Source organism: Streptomyces sp. NPDC056883 (genome assembly GCF_042788835.1).
Taxonomy (GTDB): Bacteria; Actinomycetota; Actinomycetes; order Streptomycetales; family Streptomycetaceae; genus Streptomyces; species Streptomyces stoeckheimensis.
This window is the reverse complement of sequence record NZ_JBHUBS010000001.1, coordinates 397,380-418,751: the sequence shown is the minus strand read 5'-3', so window position 1 is coordinate 418,751 and position 21,372 is coordinate 397,380. Positions and strand designations below refer to the sequence as shown.

General features: G+C 73.5%; 15 protein-coding genes. 6 read left to right on the top strand and 9 right to left on the bottom strand.

Annotation, left to right across the window (positions count from 1 at the left end; genetic code table 11):
- Positions 1-93: 93 nt before the first annotated feature.
- Positions 94-1,491: a gluconate:H+ symporter gene (locus ACFRU2_RS02025; RefSeq protein ID WP_382966644.1), complete on the top strand. Its 1,398-nt coding sequence runs from the start codon at positions 94-96 to the stop codon at positions 1,489-1,491.
- Positions 1,492-1,559: 68 nt separating this feature from the next.
- Here the strand turns inward: ACFRU2_RS02025 and ACFRU2_RS02020 are convergent, their stop codons facing one another.
- The 7 genes from ACFRU2_RS02020 to ACFRU2_RS01990 all read right to left on the bottom strand — a co-directional run bounded on the left by ACFRU2_RS02020 (position 1,560) and on the right by ACFRU2_RS01990 (position 8,322).
- Positions 1,560-1,844 (bottom strand): hypothetical protein, encoded by a 285-nt coding sequence (locus ACFRU2_RS02020; RefSeq protein ID WP_382966643.1) that lies wholly within the window; start codon positions 1,842-1,844, stop codon positions 1,560-1,562.
- Positions 1,841-2,998, bottom strand: coding sequence for a hypothetical protein (locus ACFRU2_RS02015; protein WP_382966642.1), 1,158 nt, complete (start codon positions 2,996-2,998; stop codon positions 1,841-1,843). The genes ACFRU2_RS02020 and ACFRU2_RS02015 overlap by 4 nt, the downstream gene beginning before the upstream one ends.
- 133 nt (positions 2,999-3,131) lie before the next feature.
- Positions 3,132-4,376, bottom strand: a complete 1,245-nt coding sequence (locus ACFRU2_RS02010) for a cytochrome P450 (RefSeq protein WP_382966641.1) — start codon at positions 4,374-4,376, stop codon at positions 3,132-3,134.
- Positions 4,377-4,563: 187 nt separating this feature from the next.
- Complete coding sequence (locus ACFRU2_RS02005; protein ID WP_382966640.1) at positions 4,564-5,130, bottom strand: protein phosphatase; 567 nt, start codon at positions 5,128-5,130, stop codon at positions 4,564-4,566.
- Positions 5,131-5,170: 40 nt separating this feature from the next.
- Entirely contained in the window at positions 5,171-6,061 is an 891-nt protein-coding gene (locus ACFRU2_RS02000) for a hypothetical protein (protein ID WP_382966639.1), read from the bottom strand.
- A gap of 204 nt (positions 6,062-6,265) precedes the next feature.
- Positions 6,266-7,162 carry a DUF4436 family protein gene (locus tag ACFRU2_RS01995; protein ID WP_382966638.1) on the bottom strand — a complete coding sequence of 299 codons (897 nt, stop codon included), beginning with the start codon at positions 7,160-7,162 and terminating at the stop codon, positions 6,266-6,268.
- Positions 7,159-8,322, bottom strand: coding sequence for an agmatine/peptidylarginine deiminase (locus tag ACFRU2_RS01990; protein ID WP_382966637.1), 1,164 nt, complete (start codon positions 8,320-8,322; stop codon positions 7,159-7,161). Before ACFRU2_RS01990 ends, ACFRU2_RS01995 begins: the two co-directional genes overlap by 4 nt.
- Positions 8,323-8,584: 262 nt before the next feature.
- On the opposite strand from ACFRU2_RS01990, the gene ACFRU2_RS01985 reads away from it, so the two are divergent.
- On the top strand, positions 8,585-10,204 hold the full coding sequence (locus ACFRU2_RS01985; RefSeq protein WP_382966636.1) for a serine/threonine-protein kinase: 1,620 nt from the start codon (positions 8,585-8,587) through the stop codon (positions 10,202-10,204).
- Between the two features lie 59 nt (positions 10,205-10,263).
- Entirely contained in the window at positions 10,264-10,995 is a 732-nt protein-coding gene (locus tag ACFRU2_RS01980; RefSeq protein ID WP_382966635.1) for an ATP-grasp domain-containing protein, read from the top strand.
- A gap of 113 nt (positions 10,996-11,108) precedes the next feature.
- Here ACFRU2_RS01980 and ACFRU2_RS01975 read toward each other — a convergent pair whose 3' ends face one another.
- On the bottom strand, positions 11,109-14,693 hold the full coding sequence (locus tag ACFRU2_RS01975; RefSeq protein WP_382966634.1) for a S8 family serine peptidase: 3,585 nt from the start codon (positions 14,691-14,693) through the stop codon (positions 11,109-11,111).
- Positions 14,694-14,867: 174 nt separating this feature from the next.
- Between ACFRU2_RS01975 and ACFRU2_RS01970 the strand changes: the two genes are divergently transcribed.
- Entirely contained in the window at positions 14,868-16,358 is a 1,491-nt protein-coding gene (locus ACFRU2_RS01970) for an MFS transporter (protein ID WP_382966633.1), read from the top strand.
- A gap of 21 nt (positions 16,359-16,379) precedes the next feature.
- Here ACFRU2_RS01970 and ACFRU2_RS01965 read toward each other — a convergent pair whose 3' ends face one another.
- Positions 16,380-18,446, bottom strand: a complete 2,067-nt coding sequence (locus tag ACFRU2_RS01965) for a glycosyl hydrolase family 28-related protein (protein ID WP_382966632.1) — start codon at positions 18,444-18,446, stop codon at positions 16,380-16,382.
- A 137-nt stretch (positions 18,447-18,583) separates the two neighbouring features.
- Between ACFRU2_RS01965 and ACFRU2_RS01960 the strand changes: the two genes are divergently transcribed.
- Both ACFRU2_RS01960 and ACFRU2_RS01955 read left to right on the top strand, forming a co-directional pair.
- Complete coding sequence (locus ACFRU2_RS01960; RefSeq protein ID WP_382966631.1) at positions 18,584-19,240, top strand: DUF6629 family protein; 657 nt, start codon at positions 18,584-18,586, stop codon at positions 19,238-19,240.
- 450 nt (positions 19,241-19,690) lie between these two features.
- A complete protein-coding gene (locus ACFRU2_RS01955) occupies positions 19,691-21,346 on the top strand; it encodes a GMC oxidoreductase (RefSeq protein WP_382966630.1) in 1,656 nt (551 codons plus the stop codon).
- The last annotated feature ends 26 nt before the right edge of the window (positions 21,347-21,372 follow it).

Below are 21,372 nucleotides of genomic sequence, written 5' to 3'. Positions count from 1 at the left end.
GGCCCCAACCCCAACCCCGGCCCCCGCTCCGCCCCTTGCCCCCTGCCCCTGCCCCTGCCCCTGCCCGTACGCAAGAACGAAGGAACCGTCACCGTGACCAGTCTCAGCGTCGAGACTCTGGCAGCGGCCGCCACCGAGCCGATCACCTCGGCCGGCAACACCCAGCTGGGGATAGCCGTCCTGGCGGGCATCGCCGTCATCGTCCTGCTCATCACCCGCCTCAAGCTGCACGCCTTCCTGGCGCTGACGCTCGGCTCGCTCGCCCTCGGGGTGTTCGCCGGCGCTCCCCTGGCCAAGACCGTCTCCAGCTTCACGGCCGGGCTCGGCTCCACCGTCGCGGGCGTCGGCGTGCTCATCGCGCTCGGCGCCATCCTCGGGAAGCTGCTCGCCGACTCGGGCGGCGCGGACGAGATCGTGGACACCATCCTGGCCCGCGCCAAGGGCCGGGCCATGCCGTGGGCGATGGTGCTGATCGCCTCGGTGATCGGCCTCCCGCTCTTCTTCGAGGTCGGCATCGTGCTGCTGATCCCGGTGGTCCTGCTGGTGGCCAAGCGGGGCAACTACTCGCTCATGCGGATCGGCATCCCCGCGCTGGCCGGCCTGTCCGTGATGCACGGGCTGATCCCGCCGCACCCCGGGCCGCTGGTCGCCATCGACGCCCTCCACGCCAACCTCGGACTCACCCTCGCGCTCGGCGTGCTCGTCGCCCTCCCCACCGTCGTCATCGCGGGTCCGCTGTTCTCCCGGTACGCGGCCCGGTGGGTGGACATCCCGGCGCCCGAGCACATGGTCCCGCAGCGGCCCTCGGAGGAGCTGGAGCACCGCCCGCGCTTCGCGGCGACGGTCTTCACCGTGCTGCTGCCCGTGGTCCTGATGCTGATGAAGGCCCTGGTCGACATCGTGGTCAACGACCCGGCCAACGCGGTCCAGCGGGTCACCGACGTGGCGGGCTCACCCCTGATCGCACTGCTCGCGGCGGTCCTGGTGGGCATGTTCACCCTCGGCCGGGCGGCCGGCTTCACCAAGGCGCGGCTGTCCGTGACGGTGGAGAAGTCGCTGGCCCCGATCGCGGGCATCCTGCTGATCGTGGGCGCGGGCGGCGGTTTCAAGGCCACGCTGATCGACGTGGGCGTCGGCCAGATGATCATGGACCTGTCGGAGAACTGGGCGATACCCACCCTCCTGCTGGCCTGGCTCATCGCGGTGGCCATCCGCCTGGCGACCGGTTCGGCCACGGTCGCCACCATCTCGGCGGCCGGCCTGGTGGCCCCGCTCGCGGCGGGCATGTCCTCCACGGAGACCGCCCTGCTGGTGCTCGCCATCGGAGCCGGGTCGCTGTTCTTCAGCCACGTCAACGACGCCGGGTTCTGGCTCGTGAAGGAGTACTTCGGCATGACGGTCGGCCAGACCCTCAAGACCTGGTCGGTGATGGAGACCATCATCTCGGTGGTCGGTCTGGGCTTCGTCCTGCTGCTGTCACTGGTCCTCTGACCTCCCACCGGGTCGGCCGGTCAGCCGCTCCTCCGGTCAGCCGCTCCTCCGGTCAGCCGGTCCTCCGGTCAGCCGGTCCTCCGGTGCCTGCCCCGCGTCCCCTCCCGGGACCCGGGGCAGGCCAGTTGGGCCGCCGCCAGGTCGAAGCCGCCCGCCGCGGTGGCGCAGCGCTCGGCCAGGGACTCCACCTCGGCGCGGAAGGCGTCGCCCCCCGGACCCTGCCAGCGCAGGTCTCCGGCGGCGCGGCGCAGCCGCTCGGCGTGCGAACGCAGGGCGGCCGAGTGGGCGCGCAGGCCCTCGGCCGGGGCCGGACGGGGCTCGGACCGGGACGCGGGCCCGGCGGTGTCCGTCACTGGGGCCGCCCCGGAACGTAGACGTCGGGGTGGCCGGGCAGCCGTACGAGGTCGCTTCCGGTGACCCGGCCCCCGAAGGCGGCGAGGGCCGCCGCCGGACCCGGCTCGGGGCCGGAGCCCACCCAGGTGACCCGGTACACGGTGGTGAACTCCCGGCTCCCGGCGAGCCGTCCGGCCGTCCGGGCGCCCGGGCCGTGGCCGAGCAGGGCGAGTTCGGTCCCGGACGGCACGAGGCGGCGTACGGTCGCGGCCACGTCCCGGACGTGCGCGGCTGGCTCCTCGTACGGGGCGTCCGCGCGGCCGGACTCCGTTGGTGGTCCCGCGAGTTGGAGCACGCACCGCTCGACCCCGTCCGGGCCGACGACCTGCTGGATCAGGACCGCGCCGGGGGATCCGCCGATCCGGTCGGCATTGCCCCGGTACCCGGCCGGGGTGCCGGTGGTGTCCAGCTCGGCGAGGAGGCGGCTCCCCGGCTCGGAGCAGGCGGGTCCCCGGTCGAAGAACGCCCGCAGGGCGGCGCCGATCCCGAGGAGCGGTTCGGCGGCCACGGCCCTGCCGGTGGCGACCTGCCAGCCGGCGTGGTCGTTGAACGGGTTGTCGTCGGTCAGCGCGTTCCAGGCCAGGATGTCGGCGAAGGAGGGGTTCAGCAGCGCGAAGGCGGACCCCTCGCCGCGTCGGCGCACGAGCTCGCGGAACGCCCGGGCGGCGTCCGCCTGCCGGTCCTCCTCCACCGCGAGGAACACCTCGGCGGCGGCCGGGTCCGCCGACCTCGCCGGGTTACGGGTGCTCTCGGCCCGGATCCGGCCCTTGAGGCCGCACACCGCGAGGCTGACGGCGAGGCTTTCCCGGCCGGTGACGACCCCCGCGAGCCACCCGGCCCGCGCCACGCCCCGCCCCCGGGCGGCCCAGCCGAGTCCGTCCGGGTCGGTGAGGGCGCGCAGCAGCGTACGCCAGGCAGCGCGGCGGCGGCTGCCGAGACCCAGCGCGGTGACCGGGAGGCGGGAGCCCAGGGCGAGCCGGGAGGCGTAGCGGCCGGCTTCGCCGACGGCGTCGGCCGCCTCGGCCAGCTCCCGGCACAAGGCGCCCAGTTGGTCGGCGTCCGGGTCGGTGGGCGCGGAGGGCGCAGACGTCCCGGGGGTCGCGGCGTCGGACATGGATTCCTCGTCGGGTCGGATGAACGTCGGGCAGGACGGGGCGGGACGGCCAAGTCGGTAGACAGGGCGGGCAGGGAGGCGGGCGAGGCGGATCCGTTGCGCCGCCGGGGTGCGAGCAGGGCCGGTGGTGGGGTCAGCGGCGGGTCAGGCGCAGGCGGATGCCTTGCGGATCCAGGGCCGCGGGGAGCGGGCCGAGGGGGTCGAGCAGGGGCCGGACGGGCCGGACCCGGTGGCCGCGCAGCACCTCCGCGCAGAGCGCCGCGGTGACCAGCAGCCCGAGCTGTTCACCGGGGCAGCGTCCGCCGGCATGGCTGAACGGGGCCATCCGGACGTCCCGGTCCGCTTCGCGCGAGGCCCACCGGCCGGGCACGAAGACGTGCGCGGCGGGCACGTGTTCGGGGTCGCGCTGGTGGAACAGCACGGGCAGCACCACGCAGGTCCCGGCGGGATGCCGGACGCCCCGCCATTCGGTCTCGGCCCGGGTGATCCGTATCAGGTCGGGCACGGCCGGGTAGAGGCGCAGCGATTCCCGGACGCAGGCCCGCAGCCGGGGCAGTGCGCCCTGGGCGGCGCCCTGCGCCCATCCGGCGGCCCGGGCCTCGGCGGCGACGGCGTCCTGTTCCGCCGGGTGCGCGCCGAGGAGCAGCAGGGTGCGCAGCAGGACGCCGGGGACGAGGTCGAAGGCCGCCAGCCACTGGCGGACCTGCCCGACCGGGTCCGGCCCGGCCGCCCCGGGAAAGGGTTCCGCGTGGCGGCGGGCCCGCCCGATGAGGGTGTGCGGCTCCGCGAGGGCGGCGTACGCGGCGATGCGCACGCCGGCCTTCTCGTGGAAGCGCCCGAGCCGGCGGCCGAGTTCCGCGTCCTCGGCGGCCGCGTCGCCGAGGACGATGCGCCGGGCCGCGCGGGCCACGGAGTGCCGGACGCGGGCGAGTTCGAGGGAACCGCCGGCCGTCAGGCGCCGGGCCTCGTCGGTGAGGACCGAGAGGAACGCCCCGCAGGAGGGGTGCACGGTCAGCCCCGCGGCGAGCACGGAGTCGTCGACCGCCCGCCGCTCGTCGCGGAGCCCGGTGTGGGCGCAGCCGTCCGTGCCGGCGGCGGCCCGGCCGAGGGAGCCGGCGGGTTCGGCGTAGAACTGCCGGATCTCCTGTGGATCGAGGATGAGCAGGACGGTGCCGGTCAGCCCCCGTACGAGCACGGGCGCCCCGCCGTGGCGGTCGCGCAGCGCCCGCAGGGTGGCGGCGGACCAGCGCGGCCGGTCCGGCCCCGCGTGGCCGTGCGCCGCACGGGGGCGGGCGCTCACGAAGCCCCGTACCAGTGCCGGCAGCGTGTGGGCGGCGGCGAACCGGGCACTCTCGCCGCGCCCCGCCCGCGCCGTCATGCGGGCGCCTCCGCGGCCGGGGCCGGTGGGGTGCACGCATCGCGGGCGGTCTCGTGAGCCGTACGCATGGGTGTACCTCCGCGCAGCCTGGAGTCGACGTTCGGTGATCTCGCGCTCACCGTACGTCGACCGTCCCGGCTCCGCGCTCCGAGGACCACGAGGGGGGTGAGCGAGGGCCGCGGGTGGGTCAGGCCGCGCCCGGTTCCGGATCGGGACGGCAATCGAGGCCGGAATCGGGGTCTGAATCGGGGTCGAGGTCGACCAGCAGTGCGGCGATCTCCGGACCGGCGGCGAGGTAGTCCGTGAAGGCCTCGTTGTACAGGGCCCAGGGGGAGCGTCCGAGGCGGACGAGGCCGATGGCCGCGGCCGGCGCGAGGCCGCCCTCCACGAGGCACTGGGCGACGACCAGGCCGGAGCGGTTGTAGCCGGAATGGCAGCGCACCAGGATCCGCCGTCCGGAGTCGAGGGCCGCGCGGGCGGCCGCGGCCAGCCGGAGGACGGTGCGCAGCTGCGCGCCCGTGAGCGGGGCGTCGGGCATCTCGCCGACCAGGTGTTCCACGCGGGGGTCGGGGCCGTGGCCGGGGCGGGTGAAGAGGCTGATGACGAGGTCGAACTCGGCTCCGACGACGACCGGGCGCAGCTCCCCGGCCGGGTCGGTCCAGTAGTGGCCGCCCATCCACAGGCCGGGGGTGATCTCGTCCCAGGGACTCTGCGGACCGGGTACGTCACGGTCCTTCTGCCGGGTCTTCTTCATCGAACTCCGAAGATACAACGGCGTTGGGCTGGAGGTGAGTTCAGGCGAAGACCACTTCGCGGAAGGCGGTACGGAGCGAGGCCGACGGGGTGGTGGGGAGGAGGGCCGCCCAGCGCCGCCCGCGCGGGGAGATCCACAGGGCCGGGCCGTCGCCGTGGGACCAGGATCCGTACGCGCCGGGGTTCCAGAGGAGGCCCCGGGCGGGGAGGAGTTCGCCGGTGCGGATCCGCAGGGACTGCTCGGTCCAGGCCCGGCTGACGGGTCCGTCCGCCGGGTTGAGGAGGTGACTCAGGAACCGGCCGAGGTCGGCGGCGGGCGCACTCAGGGTCCCGTCGGCGGCGAAACCCGTACGGGTCATGCCGAGCGGCCCCCAGATCCGGTCGGCGGCGAACCCCTCGAGGGGGCTGCCGCACAGCCGCTCGGCGAGCCCGGTGAGCGCGGGCGACACCCCGGAGCCGTGGGTGAGCAGATGGTGCGCGGTGGTTCCGGCGGGCAGGCCGTCGCCCGCCCCGTAGGCGGTGAGCGGGGTGTGCAGGGCCAGCTCCCCCGCGTCCACGAGCATCCCGATGACGGGCCAGACGACGAGTACCCCCACCAGCCCACCGGCATCGGCCGTGCCGCTGCACCCACGGACCCGCTCTCCGGACCCGGCGGCGGCTCCGACGCCGGACTCTCCGGCGGGTCCGGGTCCGGGGCCGGGTCCGGGTCCGGGTCCGGGTCCGGGTCCGGCCTCGACCACCGCGTACGGCCCCTCGGGGCCTCCGATCGCCCAGCCGGCCCCCGGGTCCGCGTCGCGGACGAGGGCCGCGATTCGGTCGGCGCGGCCGGCCGGGATGGGCTGCGTGACCGGCTCGCGCTGCTCGGCCTGCTCGGCCTGCTCGGCCTGCTCGGCCTGCTCGGCCTGCTCGGCCCGGTCGCTCTGGAGCGTCATGGTCAGCCACGGTACGGCGCCCGCCGCGGCCGACCCCGCGCGTCGCGCGCTCCGGCCGCGGCGGGCCACCCGAATGCCCCGCACGCGCCCGGTACCGCCGGTCAGGTGCGGGAGCCGGGGGCGGGGCCCCGAACCGACCCGTCCGGGCCGCGGCCCCCGGCCTCGTACGGCCGGCCACGGACAACCGGTGCCTCGTACGCCCCGTCAGGCCCGGTCCGCCCCGGCCGCCTCCTCCCCGCGCTCCGCCGGAGGCTCTGCGCGGATGCCCGCGACCACCACGGTGATCAGGCAGAACGCGATGAGGATCTCCGCCCAGAGGAAGGCGAGGTAGTCGAGCAGACAGCCGATCGGCGGTGTGCCCGGGGCGGTGTTGCGGAAGGCGGCCAGGGCGAACAGGGTGGCGGCCATCCAGCCGAGGGCGGGCCAGGTGAGCCCCTTGCGGCGGGTGACGAGGAACCAGCCGCCGATCAGGACGGACACGGCGAGCGCCCACATCGCGATCATCATGAACACCGCGAACACGAGCACGCTGTTGGAGCGGGCGAGCCCGATGTCCAGGACGGCCGCGCCGTCGTCCGCCGTCGAGGCCTCCACCGTGGACGCGAAGAGCACGTCGTTGTTGGAGAACAGGACCCGCACCGGGACCTTCTCGTGGCCCAGTACGGCCGCGAACTGCACGTCCGCCCCGTAGGCGTCGAAGGGGTAGTCCGTGATGGAGCCGCCCGTCATGGCCACCGGCACGTCCAGGGTGGAGATGCGCTGGTGGGCCTTGAAGGTCAGGTCGCCGCGGGTGGCCGTCGAGGTCTGGAGGGTGAGGTCGTCGACCGGGGCGATCCCGCCGGCCTCGGCCAGCGCCCCGCGGGGCGTGACCAGGACCCGCAGCACCAGTTCGCGCCCGGCTGCGTCGACGCGCTGGATCGTCGCCTCGATGTCCACCCGGTCCGGATCGGCCCGCCCCGCGGTGTGGACGGTGTCCTGGGCCTGGCGTTCGCCGAACTGCAGCCAGGCCCCCACACCGACCGCCGCGACGATCGCCAGCAGGAACAGACCCGGGAGCAGCGGGAAGCGGCGCCCGGACGGGCGGCGTCGTACTGCGCTCACGCGGCGGGCTTGCCGGGCTGGTCGTGGGTCGCGCAGTGGATGCCGCCACCGCCCGAGGCGATGGTGTCGATCGCGAGGGGCACGATGTCCCGCTTGGGGAAGTGTTCCTGGAGGATGCCGCGGGCCCGGTCGTCGGCCTGGCGGTCCCCGAACTTCGGCATGAAGACGGAGTCGTTGGCGATGTAGAAGTTGGCGTAGGTCGACACGAAGTCGTCGCCCTCGCCCGTGATCTTGTCCAGGTCGGGCTGCGGCAGGTCGATGATCTCGAACTTCCGGCCGCGGGCGTCCGTGGCCTTCGAGAGCACCGACTTCGCCTGGTCGGCGGAGCGGGACCAGGAGTCCTTCGGGGTGTTCGGGTGGGCGCGGTCCAGCAGGACGACGCCGGGCGCGACGAACCGTACGAGGCTGTCCACGTGGGCGTCGGTGATGTCCTCGCCGCGTACGCCGGCCAGCCAGACCACCTTCTCGACGCCCAGGCTCTGCTTGAGCTCGGCCTCGATCGTGTCCCGGCTCTTGCCGCGGTTGCGGTTGTCGTTGACGATCGAGCTCTCGGTGATCAGCAGGGTGCCCTCGCCGTCGGTCTCGAAGGAGCCGCCCTCGGCGACCAGCGGCGCCTGGACCCGCGGGATCCCGTACTTCTGGAGCAGGAGGCGCCCGACCTGGGCGTCGTTCTTGTGCTCCTGCTTGTTGCCCCAGCCGTTGAAGTTGAAGTCGACGCCGAGGAGTTTGTCCCCCTCCTCGACGAAGACGGGGACGGTGTCGCGCACCCAGAAGTCGTCCACGGCCAGCGGGATCACCTCGACCTCGGAGCCGCAGGCCTTCTGTGCCGCGTCCACCTGCTCGGGCCGGGCCATCATGATGACCTCCTCGAACCCCCCGACGGCCCGGGCGATCCGCGCGATGTCCTCGCGCACGTACTTCAGGTCCTCCATCCAGACCGCGTCCAGGGCGGGCCAGGCCATGAAGGTGCGGGTGTGGCTCTCCCACTCGGCGCCGAACCGGCGCTTGGCCCCGGCCGGGGACGGCGAGGTGGAGACCTCGGGGGCCGGCGAGCGCGGGGCGCTCTGCGAGGGGCCGCAGGCGGCGGCCCCGAAGGCCACGGCGCCGATCCCGGCGAAGGTGCGGAGGACGGTCCGGCGCGTGGGGGGCAGGTGGGACACGGGAGGACTCCGATCAAAGGCTGGCGGGACGACTGCATCCGGCCAGGACGGGCGCGGGGCACGGCACGGGCCGACGGTCCCGGGCCCCTGAGACAAGGGTGCGCCCTCCGCCTGCGAAGGGCAGTCACGCGGGGCGGATGGTGCGGGCACGTGTCGCCCACTCTGACACTGACTGAAAATTCAGTCAATTCATGGCACGATGCGCGCAGGCCCCTGCCGCATCGCAGGGCATCTCGCCCCGCACCGTCGAAAGAGCCACCGCATGACCGAGCAGCACTCCGGCGCACAGCCGGCCCGTACGGAACTGTCCGCCGACGATCCCCACGAGATCGGCGGCTACCGCCTGCACGCCCGGCTCGGCTCCGGCGGCATGGGCGTGGTCTACCTGGCCCATACGCCCGGCGGCCGCCCCATCGCGCTGAAGGCCGTCCGCAGGGAGCTGGCCTCCGATCCGGAATTCCGCCAGCGGTTCGCCCAGGAGGTGGCCAGCGCCCGCCGGATCCACGGCCTGTTCACGGCCCAGGTGATCGACTCCGGGGTCGAGGACCCCACGCCGTGGCTCGCCACCGCGTACGTGTCCGGCCCCTCGCTGCACGAGGTCGTACGGCGGCACGGGCCGCTGCCGGCCCGCACGGTCCTGCTGCTGCTCGCGGGGATAGCCGAGGCGCTCCAGGCCATTCACGGGGCGGGGGTCGTCCACCGCGACCTGAAACCGGCCAACGTCCTGCTCGCGGGGGACGGCCCCCGGGTGATCGACTTCGGCATCGCCCGCGCGGCCGACGCCGCCGCGCTCACCGGTACGGGGCTGCGGATCGGCACGGCGGCGTTCATGGCGCCCGAACAGGCCCTCGGCCATCCGGCGACGCCGGCGACCGACGTCTTCGCGCTCGGGACCCTGGCCGCGTACGTCGCCTGCGGGATCGCGCCCTTCGGGAACGGGCCGGAGTCCAGCGCCCTCTACAGGGTCGTCCACGAGCATCCCGACCTCACCCGGGTGCCGCACGAGCTGTACGGACTCGTCTCGTGGTGTCTCGCGAAGCGACCCGAGGACCGTCCGCAGCCGGCCGAACTGATCGCCTCCGTACGGGCGCACCCCCTGGTGTCCGGGCGGCCGGAGTTCACCGGCGGCTGGTTGCCCCGGCAGGTCCGGGAGGAGCTCGGGGGCGGGGGCGACACCGCCCCGCCCGCCCCTGCGCCGTTCCAGGCCACCAGGACGGCCACCGCACGTCCGGGCCCGGCGGACGTCACTCCCCCGTCCCCCGGACCGCATGTCCCCGCGCAGGCTTCCGTCCCCGAACGGGGCCGCGGCAGGCCGGGCCGCGGACGCCGGTTCGCGGTGCCCGTCGCCCTCGCGGTGGCCGGCACCCTGCTGGCCGCCGCCGGAGCCGTGTACTACCTGGACGACCCCGCGGACGAGGCCCCGAACACCGGCCCCACCGGCCCCACGGCCTCCGCACCCGCCACGGCCGGTTCCGCCCCGGCGGACCCGGCCGACCCGGCCGACCCCGCCGCCGCGTACCTGCCCGGCTACGCGAAAGCCAGGCTCACCGCCCCCGACTCGGGATACGAGTTCGACCTGAAGGCCGGCAAGGTGGTGCCCTCGGAGACGGCCGCCTGGTACTTGGCGCCCGACGGCCAGGCCCTGGTCCCCTCCGAGGAGTCGGACTCCTTCGTCTCCGACACCGGGGAACTGACCGTCGCCGCCTGCCTCCAGGGCATCGAGACACGCCCGGCCCCCGCCCTGCCCTTCGCGGCGCTCGCGAAGGACCGGCCGTTCTGCGTGCGCAGCCCGGACCGGAGCCAGATCGCGATCGCGAGACTGGCCGAGGCCCCGGCCGACGGCTCCGTCACGATCCTGGTGGACCAGTACCGCCGGAGCTGACGGCGCGTCCGCCCCGAAACCCGGATGACGCGGGCCGGTGCCTTCGACAGGATCTCCGCATGACCCTCCTGCTCCCGCCCCGTGTCACCGCGTCCGCCGCCCGGCTCCGGGACGCGGCGCACGCGCGCGGGCTGGCCACCGTACAACTGCAGGGCTTCGCCGTGCCCGAGGGGCTGCGGGCCGGTCACCTGCACGCCGGGCCGCGGTTCGCCGATGCCGTGGCCCCCGCGCTCGGGATCGGTCTGCTGGAGGCCCCGTCCGACTGGCTGGCGCGACTGCCCCGGGAGTTCACCGGGCGGGAGGTCCTGCTGATGCCGATCCGCGAGGCGTACGGGCTGCGCAGGCCGGCCTTCGTGAAGTCCCCGAACGACAAGGGGATCCCGGCCCTCGTCTACGCGGACGGCTCCCGCCTGCCGGGGCCGGACGCGGTGGATCCGGGGACGGAGGTGCTGGTCAGCGACGTGGTCCGGTTCACGGCGGAGCACCGCATGTTTCTGCTCGACGGAGCCGTGCACACCGCGAGCCGCTACGCCGAGGACGGTCGCCTCAGCCGCGGCCCCGCCTCGGCCGACGCCCTGGCCTTCGCGGCCGGCCTGCCCTTCTGCGGCCTCCCGTCCGCGATCGTCGTCGATGTGGGCCTCGCGGGCGGCCGCTGGTCGGTGATCGAGGCCAACGCCGCGTGGGCCAGTGGTACGTACGCCTGCGATCCGGACCGCGCCCTGGACGTGGCCCTCCGCGCGGCGGCCCCGCTGGCCTCCTTCGCCGACCGCGACCGGGAGTTCCTCCGCTGACCGCGGGCCCGGCCGGACGGCGGGACGGCGAAGGGCGGGGCGCCCGGAGGCACCCCGCCCGTCGTGCTGTCGCCGGAGGTCAGGCCTTTCCGGAGGTCAGGCCGTGCCGGAGGTCAGGTCTTGTCGGGCCGGTCCGTCACGCGCAGGGAGTTCAGCAGGGGTTTGCCGAAGCCGGTGTGGGTGACGAAGCGGACGTTCAGGGTGCCGTCCGTGACCGTGACCGTGTAGGTGCGGGTCAGGGCAGTGTACGAGCCCGCCTCCAGGGCGATGTCCAGGGAGGGCAGTACCTGGGTGCCCTCCGCCAGGACGTCGAAGACGCGCTTGTTCGGCTTGGTGGAGGAGAGCTCCGCGAAGCCCAGTTCCACGGTGTAGGTGCCGTTGGGGACGTTGTCGAAGCGGTACTCGTACATGCCTTCGCGGGCGTTGCGGAAGAGCTTCTGGTCGTCCGTGCCCGCGATCGTGCGGCTGGTGGACCGGTCCGAGGTGTTGCCCTGGTAGCCGTACGAGCCGGTCGTGTACTTGCGGTCCGGGGACCAGCCGTCGCCCAGCGCGTCCGTGCTCGCGCCCGTGGATCCGGCGTCCAGGGCGACCTGGTAGCGCGGGACGACGAGCTTGACGGGGACGGTGAGCACCGGGGTCCGGCCGCTGGCCGAGGTGATCTTCAGGTCGGCCGTGAGGACGGTGCCCGGGGTCAGGCCCGTGGTGTCCACGGACAGGGTGAGCGGGGCCTTCCCGCCCGTCGGGAGGTCCCCGGAGCCCGGGGTCACCGTCAGCCAGGCCGCGTCCTCGGCCGCCGTGAAGGCCGTGCCGAGACCGGGGTTGGTGAGGTCGAGGGTCCGCGTCCGCTTCTGGCCGGGCGGCAGGACGATCTCCACCGCCGACTTCGACGGGGTCGCCTTGCCGGTGCGCAGGGACCGGGTCACCTGGGTGACGTCGGCCGCCTTGACGTCCACGGTGGCCGTCGCCGGCTCGTACTGGGTGGCGGTCAGGGCGAGTTCCCGTGCTCCCGAGGGGCTCTGGACCACGTACCCGCCGTCCGCCGCGGTGGTGGCGGAGACCGCGGTGGCGCCCGTGCCGATGGTCACGGTGGCTCCGGCGACGCCGTTGCCGTCGTTCGCGTCGAGCACCCGGCCCGCCACCACGCCGCTCTTGGTGGTGCGGAAGGAGACGGACAGGCCGTCCGTGATCACGGGCGTGTTGAACGAGTACCGGAAGGCGTCGGTGCCGGTGGCGTTCTCCACGCCGACCGTGGCGGTGGAGCCGCCCTTGATGCCGGTGCCGCCGGTGCCCTTGTAGAAGTACCGCACGGTGCCGTCCTCGCCGACCGCCGCGGAGAAGGAGAACTTGTCGGACTGCGCCGACCAGTGCGACACCTCGCGCCATTCGATGACGTAACTGCGGTGCGGCGCCGTGCCGGTGACCGCGGTGAAGACGCCGGACCCGCTGCCGGCGGCGCCGACCACCAGGTCGTCCCAGAAGGGGTAGAGCGCCGCGTTGGGCGTGGCCGCGCTCGGGATGTCCCCGTTGATGTCGCCGGTGTTGTTCCCGCCGAAGCTGACCGTGCCGTTCGTGCCGATCCAGGCCTGCGCGTACGTCTTGCCGTACAGCGGCAGCGGGAAGGGCAGGTCGACGCGCTCGGTGGTGTTGTCGCCGGTCAGCGCGAGCTGCCGGTCGCCCGGCTGGTACGGGCTGCCGTTCGCGGCGGCGCAGGCGTAGCCGTAGCCGTCGGTGCGCTCGGGCAGGTTCACCGCGACGGTGGTGTCCCCGGCGACGGTGACCGCGGCCGCGCCGGCGGTGAGGCAGCGGGAGGAGTGGGTGGCGTTCACGGTGTAGGTGCCGTGCGGCAGGGTGACCTCGAAGCGTCCCTGGGCGTCGGTGGTCGCGGTCACCGGGGTGTCCGCGACGGTCACCGCGGCGCCCGCGACGGGGCCCGCGGCCGAGGCGACGGTGCCGGTGAGTTTCCCGGAGGCTGCCTGGACGAGGTCGATGTCGCCGGTGGCGGTGGCGTTCTCGGTCACCGCCACGGTCGCGACCTGCTGTCCGTAGCCGAACTTCGAGGCGGTGACCGCGTACGAGCCCACAGAGAGGGTGGGGAAGCGGTACGTGCCGTCGGCCGCGGTGGTCGTCGTACGGTCGATCGGGCCGTCGGCGGCGACCTTCACCCCGGCGACGGGCTGTCCGCCGGAGCGGACTGTGCCCGCGAGCGCGCCGAGGGCTCCGCGCGGAGCGGCGGAGACGGCGGCGAGCACGTCGAGCTTGCCCTCGCCGAAGACGTTGTTGTCGGCGGCGTTCCCGCCGCACTGGCTGCTGTCGGTGTCCAGCGCGGTGCCGTCGAGCAGCGCTTCGGTCTGCGCGATGTCGCCTTCGAGGGCGGGCGCGGCCGACCAGAGCAGGGCCACGGCCGCCGCGGTGTGCGGGGAGGCCATGGAGGTGCCGGAGAAGGACGCGTATCCGCCGCCGGGGACGGAGGAGCGCACGTTCACCCCGGGGGCCGCGATGTTCGGCTTGACGATTCCGCCGGGGCCCGCGCCGCGCGAGGAGAAGGAGGCGATGGCGCCGTTGATGTCGAAGGCGCCGGAGCTGTAGGAGCTCGCGTAGTCGCCGGGCGATCCGCTGGTGGCGCAGCCGGGTCCGGAGTTGCCGTTGGAGAAGGCCGGGAAGATGCCGGCGGCCCGCCAGGTGTCGACGATCTGCTGGTACCAGGTGTCTCCGCCGGGGCCGCCCCAGGAGTTGTTGACGATGTGCGGGGCCAGGTCGGGGCGCGGGTTCTGGCCGTTCAGGTCGGTCGGGGCGACGATCCACTGGCCCGCGGCGAGCAGCGAGGCCTCGGAGCAGGAGGTGGTCTCGCAGCCCTTGGCGGCGATCCACTTCGCCCGCGGGGCGACGCCGGTCTTGTTGGCGCCGCCGTCGTCGCCGACCATCGTGCCCATGGTGTGGGTGCCGTGGTCGTTGTTGTCGCAGGGGGCCGCGGTGGGGCACACCCCGGCCGGGTCGAACCAGTTGTAGTTGTGGTCGTAGGACCCGTCCGCGCCCCTGCCGCGGTACTGGGCGGCCACGGCCGGGTGGGTGTGGTCCACGCCGCTGTCGATGTTGGCGACGACGATGCCCTCACCGCGCACGCCGAGCTGGTCCCAGACCTGCGGTGCCTTGATCCGGTCGACGTTCCACTCGACGGCGTCGGCCGCCGTCTTCTCCCGGGTGCCCTCGGCGGGCTTCGCCAGGGCGATCTTGTCGTCGGCGTCGATCCGGGCGACCTCGGGGCGCTGGGCCAGGGCGGTGGCGAGCTTCTCGGTACCGACGACGCGGACCGCGTTGACGATCCAGTACGAGGTGTACTCGGCTTGCGTGCCCTCCAGGGCCTTGATCACCTCGGTCTGGCTGCGTGCGGCCTGCTCCTTCTTGAGCCGCAGCACCGTCTCGGCCTTCGCGGCGCGGGTCGGCTGCGCGGCCGCGGAGGTGAGGTCGGCGGCGCTGTCGAGGTAGACCCAGAAGACGGCCTTGGCGGAGCCGTCGAGCTGGGCCCGGAGACTCGGCTCGATCTTGCGCTCGGCCGCGCCCGGGGTGGGGGCCGGATCGGGGGCGGCCGCGGCCACGCCCGCACCGAGGGGCAGGAGCAGGGCCGCGGTGAGGGCGGCGAACCCTGCGCGCAGGGCTCGTAATCGCGCTCGGGAGGATCGTCGGGTGTCGCTTGGTGCCACGTGTGTCTCCTCGTACGCCGTGTGCAGAACGTGCGGAAAGGGTGTGCGTGACGTGCGCGGGCCATGGTGCGGGAGATGTCATGGCCCGTACAAGAGTGCCTAATGAGCCGTATCGCCAGCGGAACCGCCTGCGGCCGGGTGGCCGTTCCGGGCCGCGCGGGCCAGCCTGGGGGAATGACCGCCCCCGCCCCGCCCCCCGCCCCCTCCCCCGGGGTGCGGCTCGGTACCGCGCAGGGCCGGTGGATCGTGCTGACCACCGTGCTCGGGTCCGCCATGGCGCTGCTCGACTCGACCGTGGTCAACGTGGCGCTGCCCGCCATCGGGCGGGATCTCGGCGCCGATCTCGCGGTGCTCCAGTGGACGGTCAACGCCTACCTGCTGACCCTCGCGGGTCTGATCCTGGTCGGCGGGGCGCTCGGGGACCGGTTCGGGCGACGCCGGATCTTCGTGCTCGGGGTGGTGTGGTTCGCGGTGGGCTCCCTGCTGTGCGGGATCGCGCCGAACGCCGGGGTACTCATCGCCGCCCGCGCCCTGCAGGGGATCGGCGGGGCGCTGCTGACGCCCGGTTCCCTCGCGTTGATCCAGGGCTCGATCCATCCCGACGACCGGGCCCGCGCGGTGGGGCTGTGGTCGGGGTTCGGCGGGGTGGGCGCGGCCGTGGGGCCGTTCCTGGGCGGCTGGCTGGTGGACGGGCCGGGCTGGCGCTGGGTGTTCCTGCTGAACGTGCCGGTGGCCGCGCTGTGTGTCCCGGTCGCGCTGCGGCATGTACCGGAGTCGCGGGATCCGGCGGCGCACGGGCGGTTCGACGTGGCCGGGGCGGTGCTCGGGGCGGCCTCGCTCGCGCTGCTGACCTACGCGCTGATCGAGGCCCGGTCGGGCACCGCGCTGGTGGCGGGCGCCGCCGTGGGCGGAGTCCTGCTGGCCGCGGCGTTCGTGGTGGTCGAGCGGCGGCGGGCCGATCCGATGGTGCCCCCGGACATCTTCTCCTCGCGCCGGTTCACCGCCGTCAACCTGGTCACCCTGTGCGTGTACGCGGCCTTCGGCGGGTTCTTCTTCCTCGTGGTGCTCCAGCTCCAGGTGGTGTCCGGCTACTCCGCCCTGGGCGCCGGGGCCGCCCTGCTGCCCACCACGGCCCTGATGCTGCTGCTGTCGGCCCGGTCGGCGCAGCTCGGGGAGCGGATCGGCCCGCGGATCCCGCTGACCGTCGGGCCGCTGCTGTGCGCGGCGGGGATGCTGCTGATGCTGCGGGTGGGCCGGGAGGCCTCGTACGTACGGGACGTGCTGCCGGCTCTGCTCGTGATGGGCCTGGGCATGGCGGCCCTGGTGGCCCCGCTGACGGCGACCGTCCTGTCCTCGGTGGACCCGGGGCGGGCGGGCCTGGCCAGCGGCATCAACAACGCGGCCGCGCGCGCCGCCGGGCTCCTCGCGGTGGCCGCGCTGCCGCTGCTGGCCGGGATGGGCCCGGACGCGTACCTCTCGGCCGGCGCCTTCGACGCGGCCTTCGGGCGGGCGATGTACTGGTGCGCGGGGGTGCTGGTGGTCGGGGCCGCCGTGGCCTGGGCGACCGTACGCTCCCCCGTGCCCGGGGCCTGTCACCCGCAGTGCCGTACGAACTGCGCGGTGACCGCTCCGCCGCTCGAACCCCCGGGAGCGGCGGAGCGGTGACCCCCGTCGACCGGCCGGCCTCTACCAGGGGCTCGGGGCCGGCGGGGCGACGACCGGCGGGCGGTCGTCGCAGGTGATGGTGTTGGGCAGTTCCCAGCCGGCCAGCCAGGGTCCCGTGGTGCCGCCGCCTTCGTTGCCGCCGCGGTCGACGAGGGTGAACTCCGAGCCGGTGGCGGGGAAGTTGAAGGAGCCGCAGTTGTTGACGCCGACGGCCCCGACGTTGCGGGCGTCGACGTTCTCGAAGCTCGCCGAGCCGGCCACGCGCGCGCTGACCACGGAGGTGCCGGTGCCGTCGACGCGGACGTCCTTGAAGTGGACGTTCTCGATGCGCACCTTGTCCTTCACCGGCCAGTCGCTGACCAGCATGATCGCGTTGTAGGTGCTGTCGAGGAAGGAGTTCCCGGTGACCTGGACGTCGGCCTGGTCGATGCTGCGGTCCAGGGCGTAGAACCAGATCGCGCCGAGCCCGATGTTCCAGTTCAGTTCGTACGTGCCGGAGCGCACGGTGGTGTTGCCGTCGATGCGCAGGCTGCCGGTGAAGGGTTCGGCTCCGAAGCGGGAGCCGACGTGCAGGGCGCTGCCCTCGCGGACCGGGTCGGCCACGAGGTTGGCGGTGACGGTGGTGTCGGTGCCGCCGTAGATCGCGATGCCGTTGGCCAGCGTGGGGCTCTGCACGGTGTTGTGGTCGAAGGTGTTGCGGGCGTTGGTGGTCTTCTCGGCCCACATCGCGAGGCCGTCGTCGCCGGTGTTTCGGACGAAGTTGTCCTGGACGAGGGAGTCGGTGACTCCGGTGTGGAAGTTCAGGCCGTCGGCGATCTGGTCGGTGATGACGTTGCGGGTGACCTTCACGTTGCTCATCGGGCCGTCGAACCAGAGGCCGACCTTGGTGTGGTGGATGTAGAGCGAGTCGATGGTGGAGTCGCTCATGGCGCCGCCGACTCCGTTGACCTGGTCGGTGTCCACGCGTTCGCGGACGTCGCCCTCGATGGCGAAGCGGGAGAGGTGGACGCCCCGGCTGCCGCCGTCCGCGGCTTCCTTGCCGTAGAAGCCGACGCCCTTGCCCTTGACGATGGTGTACCAGCTGCCGGCGCCGGTGATGGTGACCCCGTCCACGATGATGTGGCGGTTGACCTGGTAGGTGCCCGGCGGCAGGTAGACCGGGAGCCGGTGGCGCTTGGCGAAGGCGATGGCCCGGTCGATGGCGTCGGCGGAGTCCCGGCGGCCCGTCGGGTCCGCCCCGAAGAGGAGGGCGTTGGCGGCGGCCGCCTCCACGTGCGGGGCGCCGACGCGCTGCGAGTCGAGCAGGTCGATCACGGTCCAGGCGGCGGGACTCCCGGCCGGGACGGTGAGCCGGACCCTGTCGCCCGCGCGGTAGGTGCGGCCCAGCAGCAGGCGCTGCTCGTCGTACATGTGGGTGGGACGGAAGGGCTTGGCGATGACCGGGGCCGGGGTGGTGGCCGCCGGGACGCAGCCGCACTCGGTGATCCACCAGTCGGGATGCAGGAGGCCGGCCTGCGGGTCGTTGCTGAAGGGGTACTGGTTGTACAGCCAGGAGTACTGCGAGGTCAGCGTCATCGAGCGGCGGTTCTTGCCGTTGACGGTGACGTCGAGCGGGGCGGTGATCCCGCCACCGGCGGGGGCGTCGGGGAGGCTGTAGCGGACGGTGACGGCGTCGGCCGCCGCGGGCAGGGTGAACTCCACGTACTGGCCCGGCACCAGCTTCACCGCCTTGCGGCCGGAGGCCTCGGCGGGCAGGGAGTACGCGGTGCGGTCGGGACCGATGACCGTGCCGGAGGTCACGGCGTTCTCCGCCTCCTGCTCGGCGAAGTCCACACGGGCGCCGCGGCCCTCGGCCAGTGCGGGGTCGAGGGCCGCCCGGGTGACGGCCGTGGGCGCCGCGGGATCCGCGGCGGCGGGCCGGGCCTCGGCCGCGCCCGCGCCCAGGGCACCGAGGCCGAGGGCGGACGCGGTGAGCGCCGCCAGTACGGCGGCGGCGCGTGCGGGGACGGCTGTTCTGCTCGCTGCGCCGACTGCGGCTCGGCTCGCGACTCGGATTGCGGCTCGACTTGCGGCTCTTCTTGGGGGCATGGCCGGGACAGTAGGACCCCGCATGGAAACACGGCAAGGGTCGTGCAGGATTCTTCTCTCTTTTGTCGAGTTTTTCCAATGATCCGTGGCGTGGCAGACGTCTGCGCCTGGGCCTACCGTGGGATCGGGAGGGTCTCATGTGCTGGAGCGCGACGGCCGATCTGACGGCGGGTACGGTCATCACCGCCGTCGGGATCGCCTGCCTGGCGCGGACCCGCCGCCCCCGGGACCTGCCGGTCGCGGCGCTCCCGCTGATCCTGGGCGCGCACCAGCTGATCGAGGCCGCAGTCTGGCGCTCCGGCGGCGGCTGCGGCCCGGCCACGACCGCCTGGGCGGTGATCGCCCTCCCGCTGCTGCCCGTATGGGTGCCGCTCGGGGTGCTGCTCGCCGCCGCGCCCGAGCTCAGGCCCAGGCTGCGCCTGCCGGCCGCCGCCGGACTCGCCACCGGCGCGTACTTCGCGTACTGCCTGGCGACCCGTCCGGTGAGCGCCGAGATCCGCGGCCACACCCTCGGATACGGGGTGGACGTTCCGTGGATGCCGCTGGCCCTGGCGGGCTATCTGTTCGCCACGCTCGGCGCCCTGCTCCTCTCGGGGGACCGCCGGCTGCGCCTCCTCGGCTCCCTCCTGGCGGCCGGGGCCCTCGTCTGCGCCGTGCTGTGGCGGCTGGAGTTCGCCTCCACCTGGTGCGCCTTCGCGGCGGCCGCCTCGACGCTGATCCTGGTCTGGACCGGCGGTCGCGCGCGTTCCCCTTCTGTACGCGAGGGCGCCCGGCGGGGTGCGCCGACCCTGTAACACCGGCTCGGGCGCGGAACAGGAGCACCCGCCGAAGGTAAAAAGATTCGCGCGCCGATCACGGGCCCACCTTGCGGTTTGTCGCTTTTCGGCCCCGGAGCCCGCGGGATGCAGCCACGGCGGAGTGGCTGGGTGCGCCGAGGACCCCGCCACCCCGGGGCGGCGGGGCGTCCCGTACCGCGTTCGACTTCTGACGTGGTGGATTCGAGCGGACGCGCCCCGGCCGCGGGGCCCTCCCCGCGGCCGTTTTCCGTCACTTCAGGATGAGCGGCCATGCACAGCGGGTGGTCGTTCCCAGCGTCCGATGGGACTTTCGACGCCCCCGCGCGAGCCCCGGACCGGCACCGCCCACGGCCGCCGCCGGCGAAAGACGCCTTGACGTATCTAGTGACTTCGCAAGCACTCGGCAGTAGAACTCGTTCTCATTCCGCCTAGAGTGAGGAAGCTCACATGAGCGACAAAGGCCTGCACAAAACGAACCAGAACGGCGTCTCCCGTCGAGGATTTCTCGGTAGAACGGGTTCCATCCTGGGTGCAATGGCCCTTGCGGGTCAGATCGCCCCGTCTCAGGCCCAGGCCGCCACGGCCGGCGCGGCCGCCGCCGGCCCGATCGACAACGGAGCGCACGTACCGGCCCTCGTGATCGGTACCGGGTACGGCGGTTCCGTCGCCGCCCTGCGGCTCGCCCAGGCCGGCGTCGACGTCCACATGATCGAAATGGGCATGGCCTGGGACACCCCGGGCTCGGACGGCAAGATCTTCTGCAACACGACCACCCCGGACTACCGCGCGTACTGGCTCCGCACCAAGACCAAGGCGCCGCTGAGCAACTTCCTGGGCTTCCCCATCGACAAGGAGGTCCCGCGCTACACCGGCATCCTGGACGCCGAGGAGATGGGCGGGATCATCGTCTACCAGGGCCGCGGCGTCGGCGGCGGCTCGCTGGTCAACGGCGGCATGGCGGTCACCCCGAAGCGGTCCAACTTCGGCGCCGTCCTGCCGACGGTGAACGCGGACGAGATGTACGACACCTACTACCCGCGCGCCAACGCGGGCCTCGGCGTCGGCCTGATCGACCCGGCCTGGTTCGACACCGTCGACTGTTACCAGTTCGCCCGCGTCGGCCGTAAGCACGCCCAGCGCGCCGGGTTCCCCTTCGTCTTCGTCCCGGACGTGTACGACTGGGACTACATGAAGCAGGAAGCGGCCGGGACCGTCCCCAAGTCCGCCGTCGCCGGCGAGATCCTCTACGGCAACAACGCGGGCAAGAAGTCCCTCCAGCAGACCTACATCGCCCGGGCCAAGGCCACCGGCAAGGTCACCATCTCGCCCCTGCACAAGGTGACTTCGGTCTCCCCGGCCTCCGGCGGCGGGTACACGGTCGTCATCGACCAGATCAACACCACCGGCGACACCGTGGGCACCAAGACCGTGGTCGCGGACAAGGTGTTCTTCGCGGCCGGCAGCGTCGGCACCAGCAAGCTGCTCGTCCGGCTCAAGGCCACCGGCGCCCTGCCCAACCTGAACAACGAGATCGGCAAGGGCTGGGGCGACAACGGCAACGTCATGTGCGGCCGGGCCAACCACATGTGGGACGCGACCGGCAAGGTGCAGGCTTCCATCCCCTGCGGCGGCATCGACAACTGGGACGCGGGCGGCGCGTTCGCCGAGGTGGCCCCGCTGCCGACCGGCATCGAGACCTACGCCTCGTTCTACCTCTCGATCACGAAGAACCCGAACCGCGCGCAGTTCACGTACAACGCGTCGACGGGCGGGGTCGAGCTGAACTGGCAGACGGCCTGGAAGGCGCCGTCCATCGCCATGGCGAAGACCATCTTCGACAAGATCAACTCGAAGGAGGGGACGATCTACCGGACCGACCTCTTCGGCACCAACAAGATCTGGGGCGACCACCTCACCTACCACCCCCTCGGCGGCGCGGTCCTGGACAAGGCCACCGACAACTACGGCCGTCTGCACGGCTACACCGGCCTGTACGTCATCGACGGCGCGCTGATCCCCGGCAACACCAGCGTCAACCCGTTCGTCACCATCACGGCGCTCGCCGAGCGCAACATCGAGAAGATCATCGCAGCCGACATGTAAGGCGGCGGACAGCACGAAGGCCGGGG

Bases quoted from the DNA above. Each gene is read 5' to 3' on its own strand.
- ACFRU2_RS02015 (WP_382966642.1), bottom strand. From the start codon at position 2,998: ATGTCCGACGCCGCGACCCCCGGGACGTCTGCGCCCTCCGCGCCCACC.
- ACFRU2_RS02010 (WP_382966641.1), bottom strand. From the start codon at position 4,376: ATGACGGCGCGGGCGGGGCGCGGCGAGAGTGCCCGGTTCGCCGCCGCC.
- ACFRU2_RS02005 (WP_382966640.1), bottom strand. From the start codon at position 5,130: ATGAAGAAGACCCGGCAGAAGGACCGTGACGTACCCGGTCCGCAGAGT.
- ACFRU2_RS02000 (WP_382966639.1), bottom strand. From the start codon at position 6,061: ATGACGCTCCAGAGCGACCGGGCCGAGCAGGCCGAGCAGGCCGAGCAG.
- ACFRU2_RS01985 (WP_382966636.1), top strand. From the start codon at position 8,585: ATGACCGAGCAGCACTCCGGCGCACAGCCGGCCCGTACGGAACTGTCC.
- ACFRU2_RS01980 (WP_382966635.1), top strand. From the start codon at position 10,264: ATGACCCTCCTGCTCCCGCCCCGTGTCACCGCGTCCGCCGCCCGGCTC.
- ACFRU2_RS01970 (WP_382966633.1), top strand. From the start codon at position 14,868: ATGACCGCCCCCGCCCCGCCCCCCGCCCCCTCCCCCGGGGTGCGGCTC.
- ACFRU2_RS01965 (WP_382966632.1), bottom strand. From the start codon at position 18,446: ATGCCCCCAAGAAGAGCCGCAAGTCGAGCCGCAATCCGAGTCGCGAGC.
- ACFRU2_RS01960 (WP_382966631.1), top strand. From the start codon at position 18,584: ATGTGCTGGAGCGCGACGGCCGATCTGACGGCGGGTACGGTCATCACC.
- ACFRU2_RS01955 (WP_382966630.1), top strand. From the start codon at position 19,691: ATGAGCGACAAAGGCCTGCACAAAACGAACCAGAACGGCGTCTCCCGT.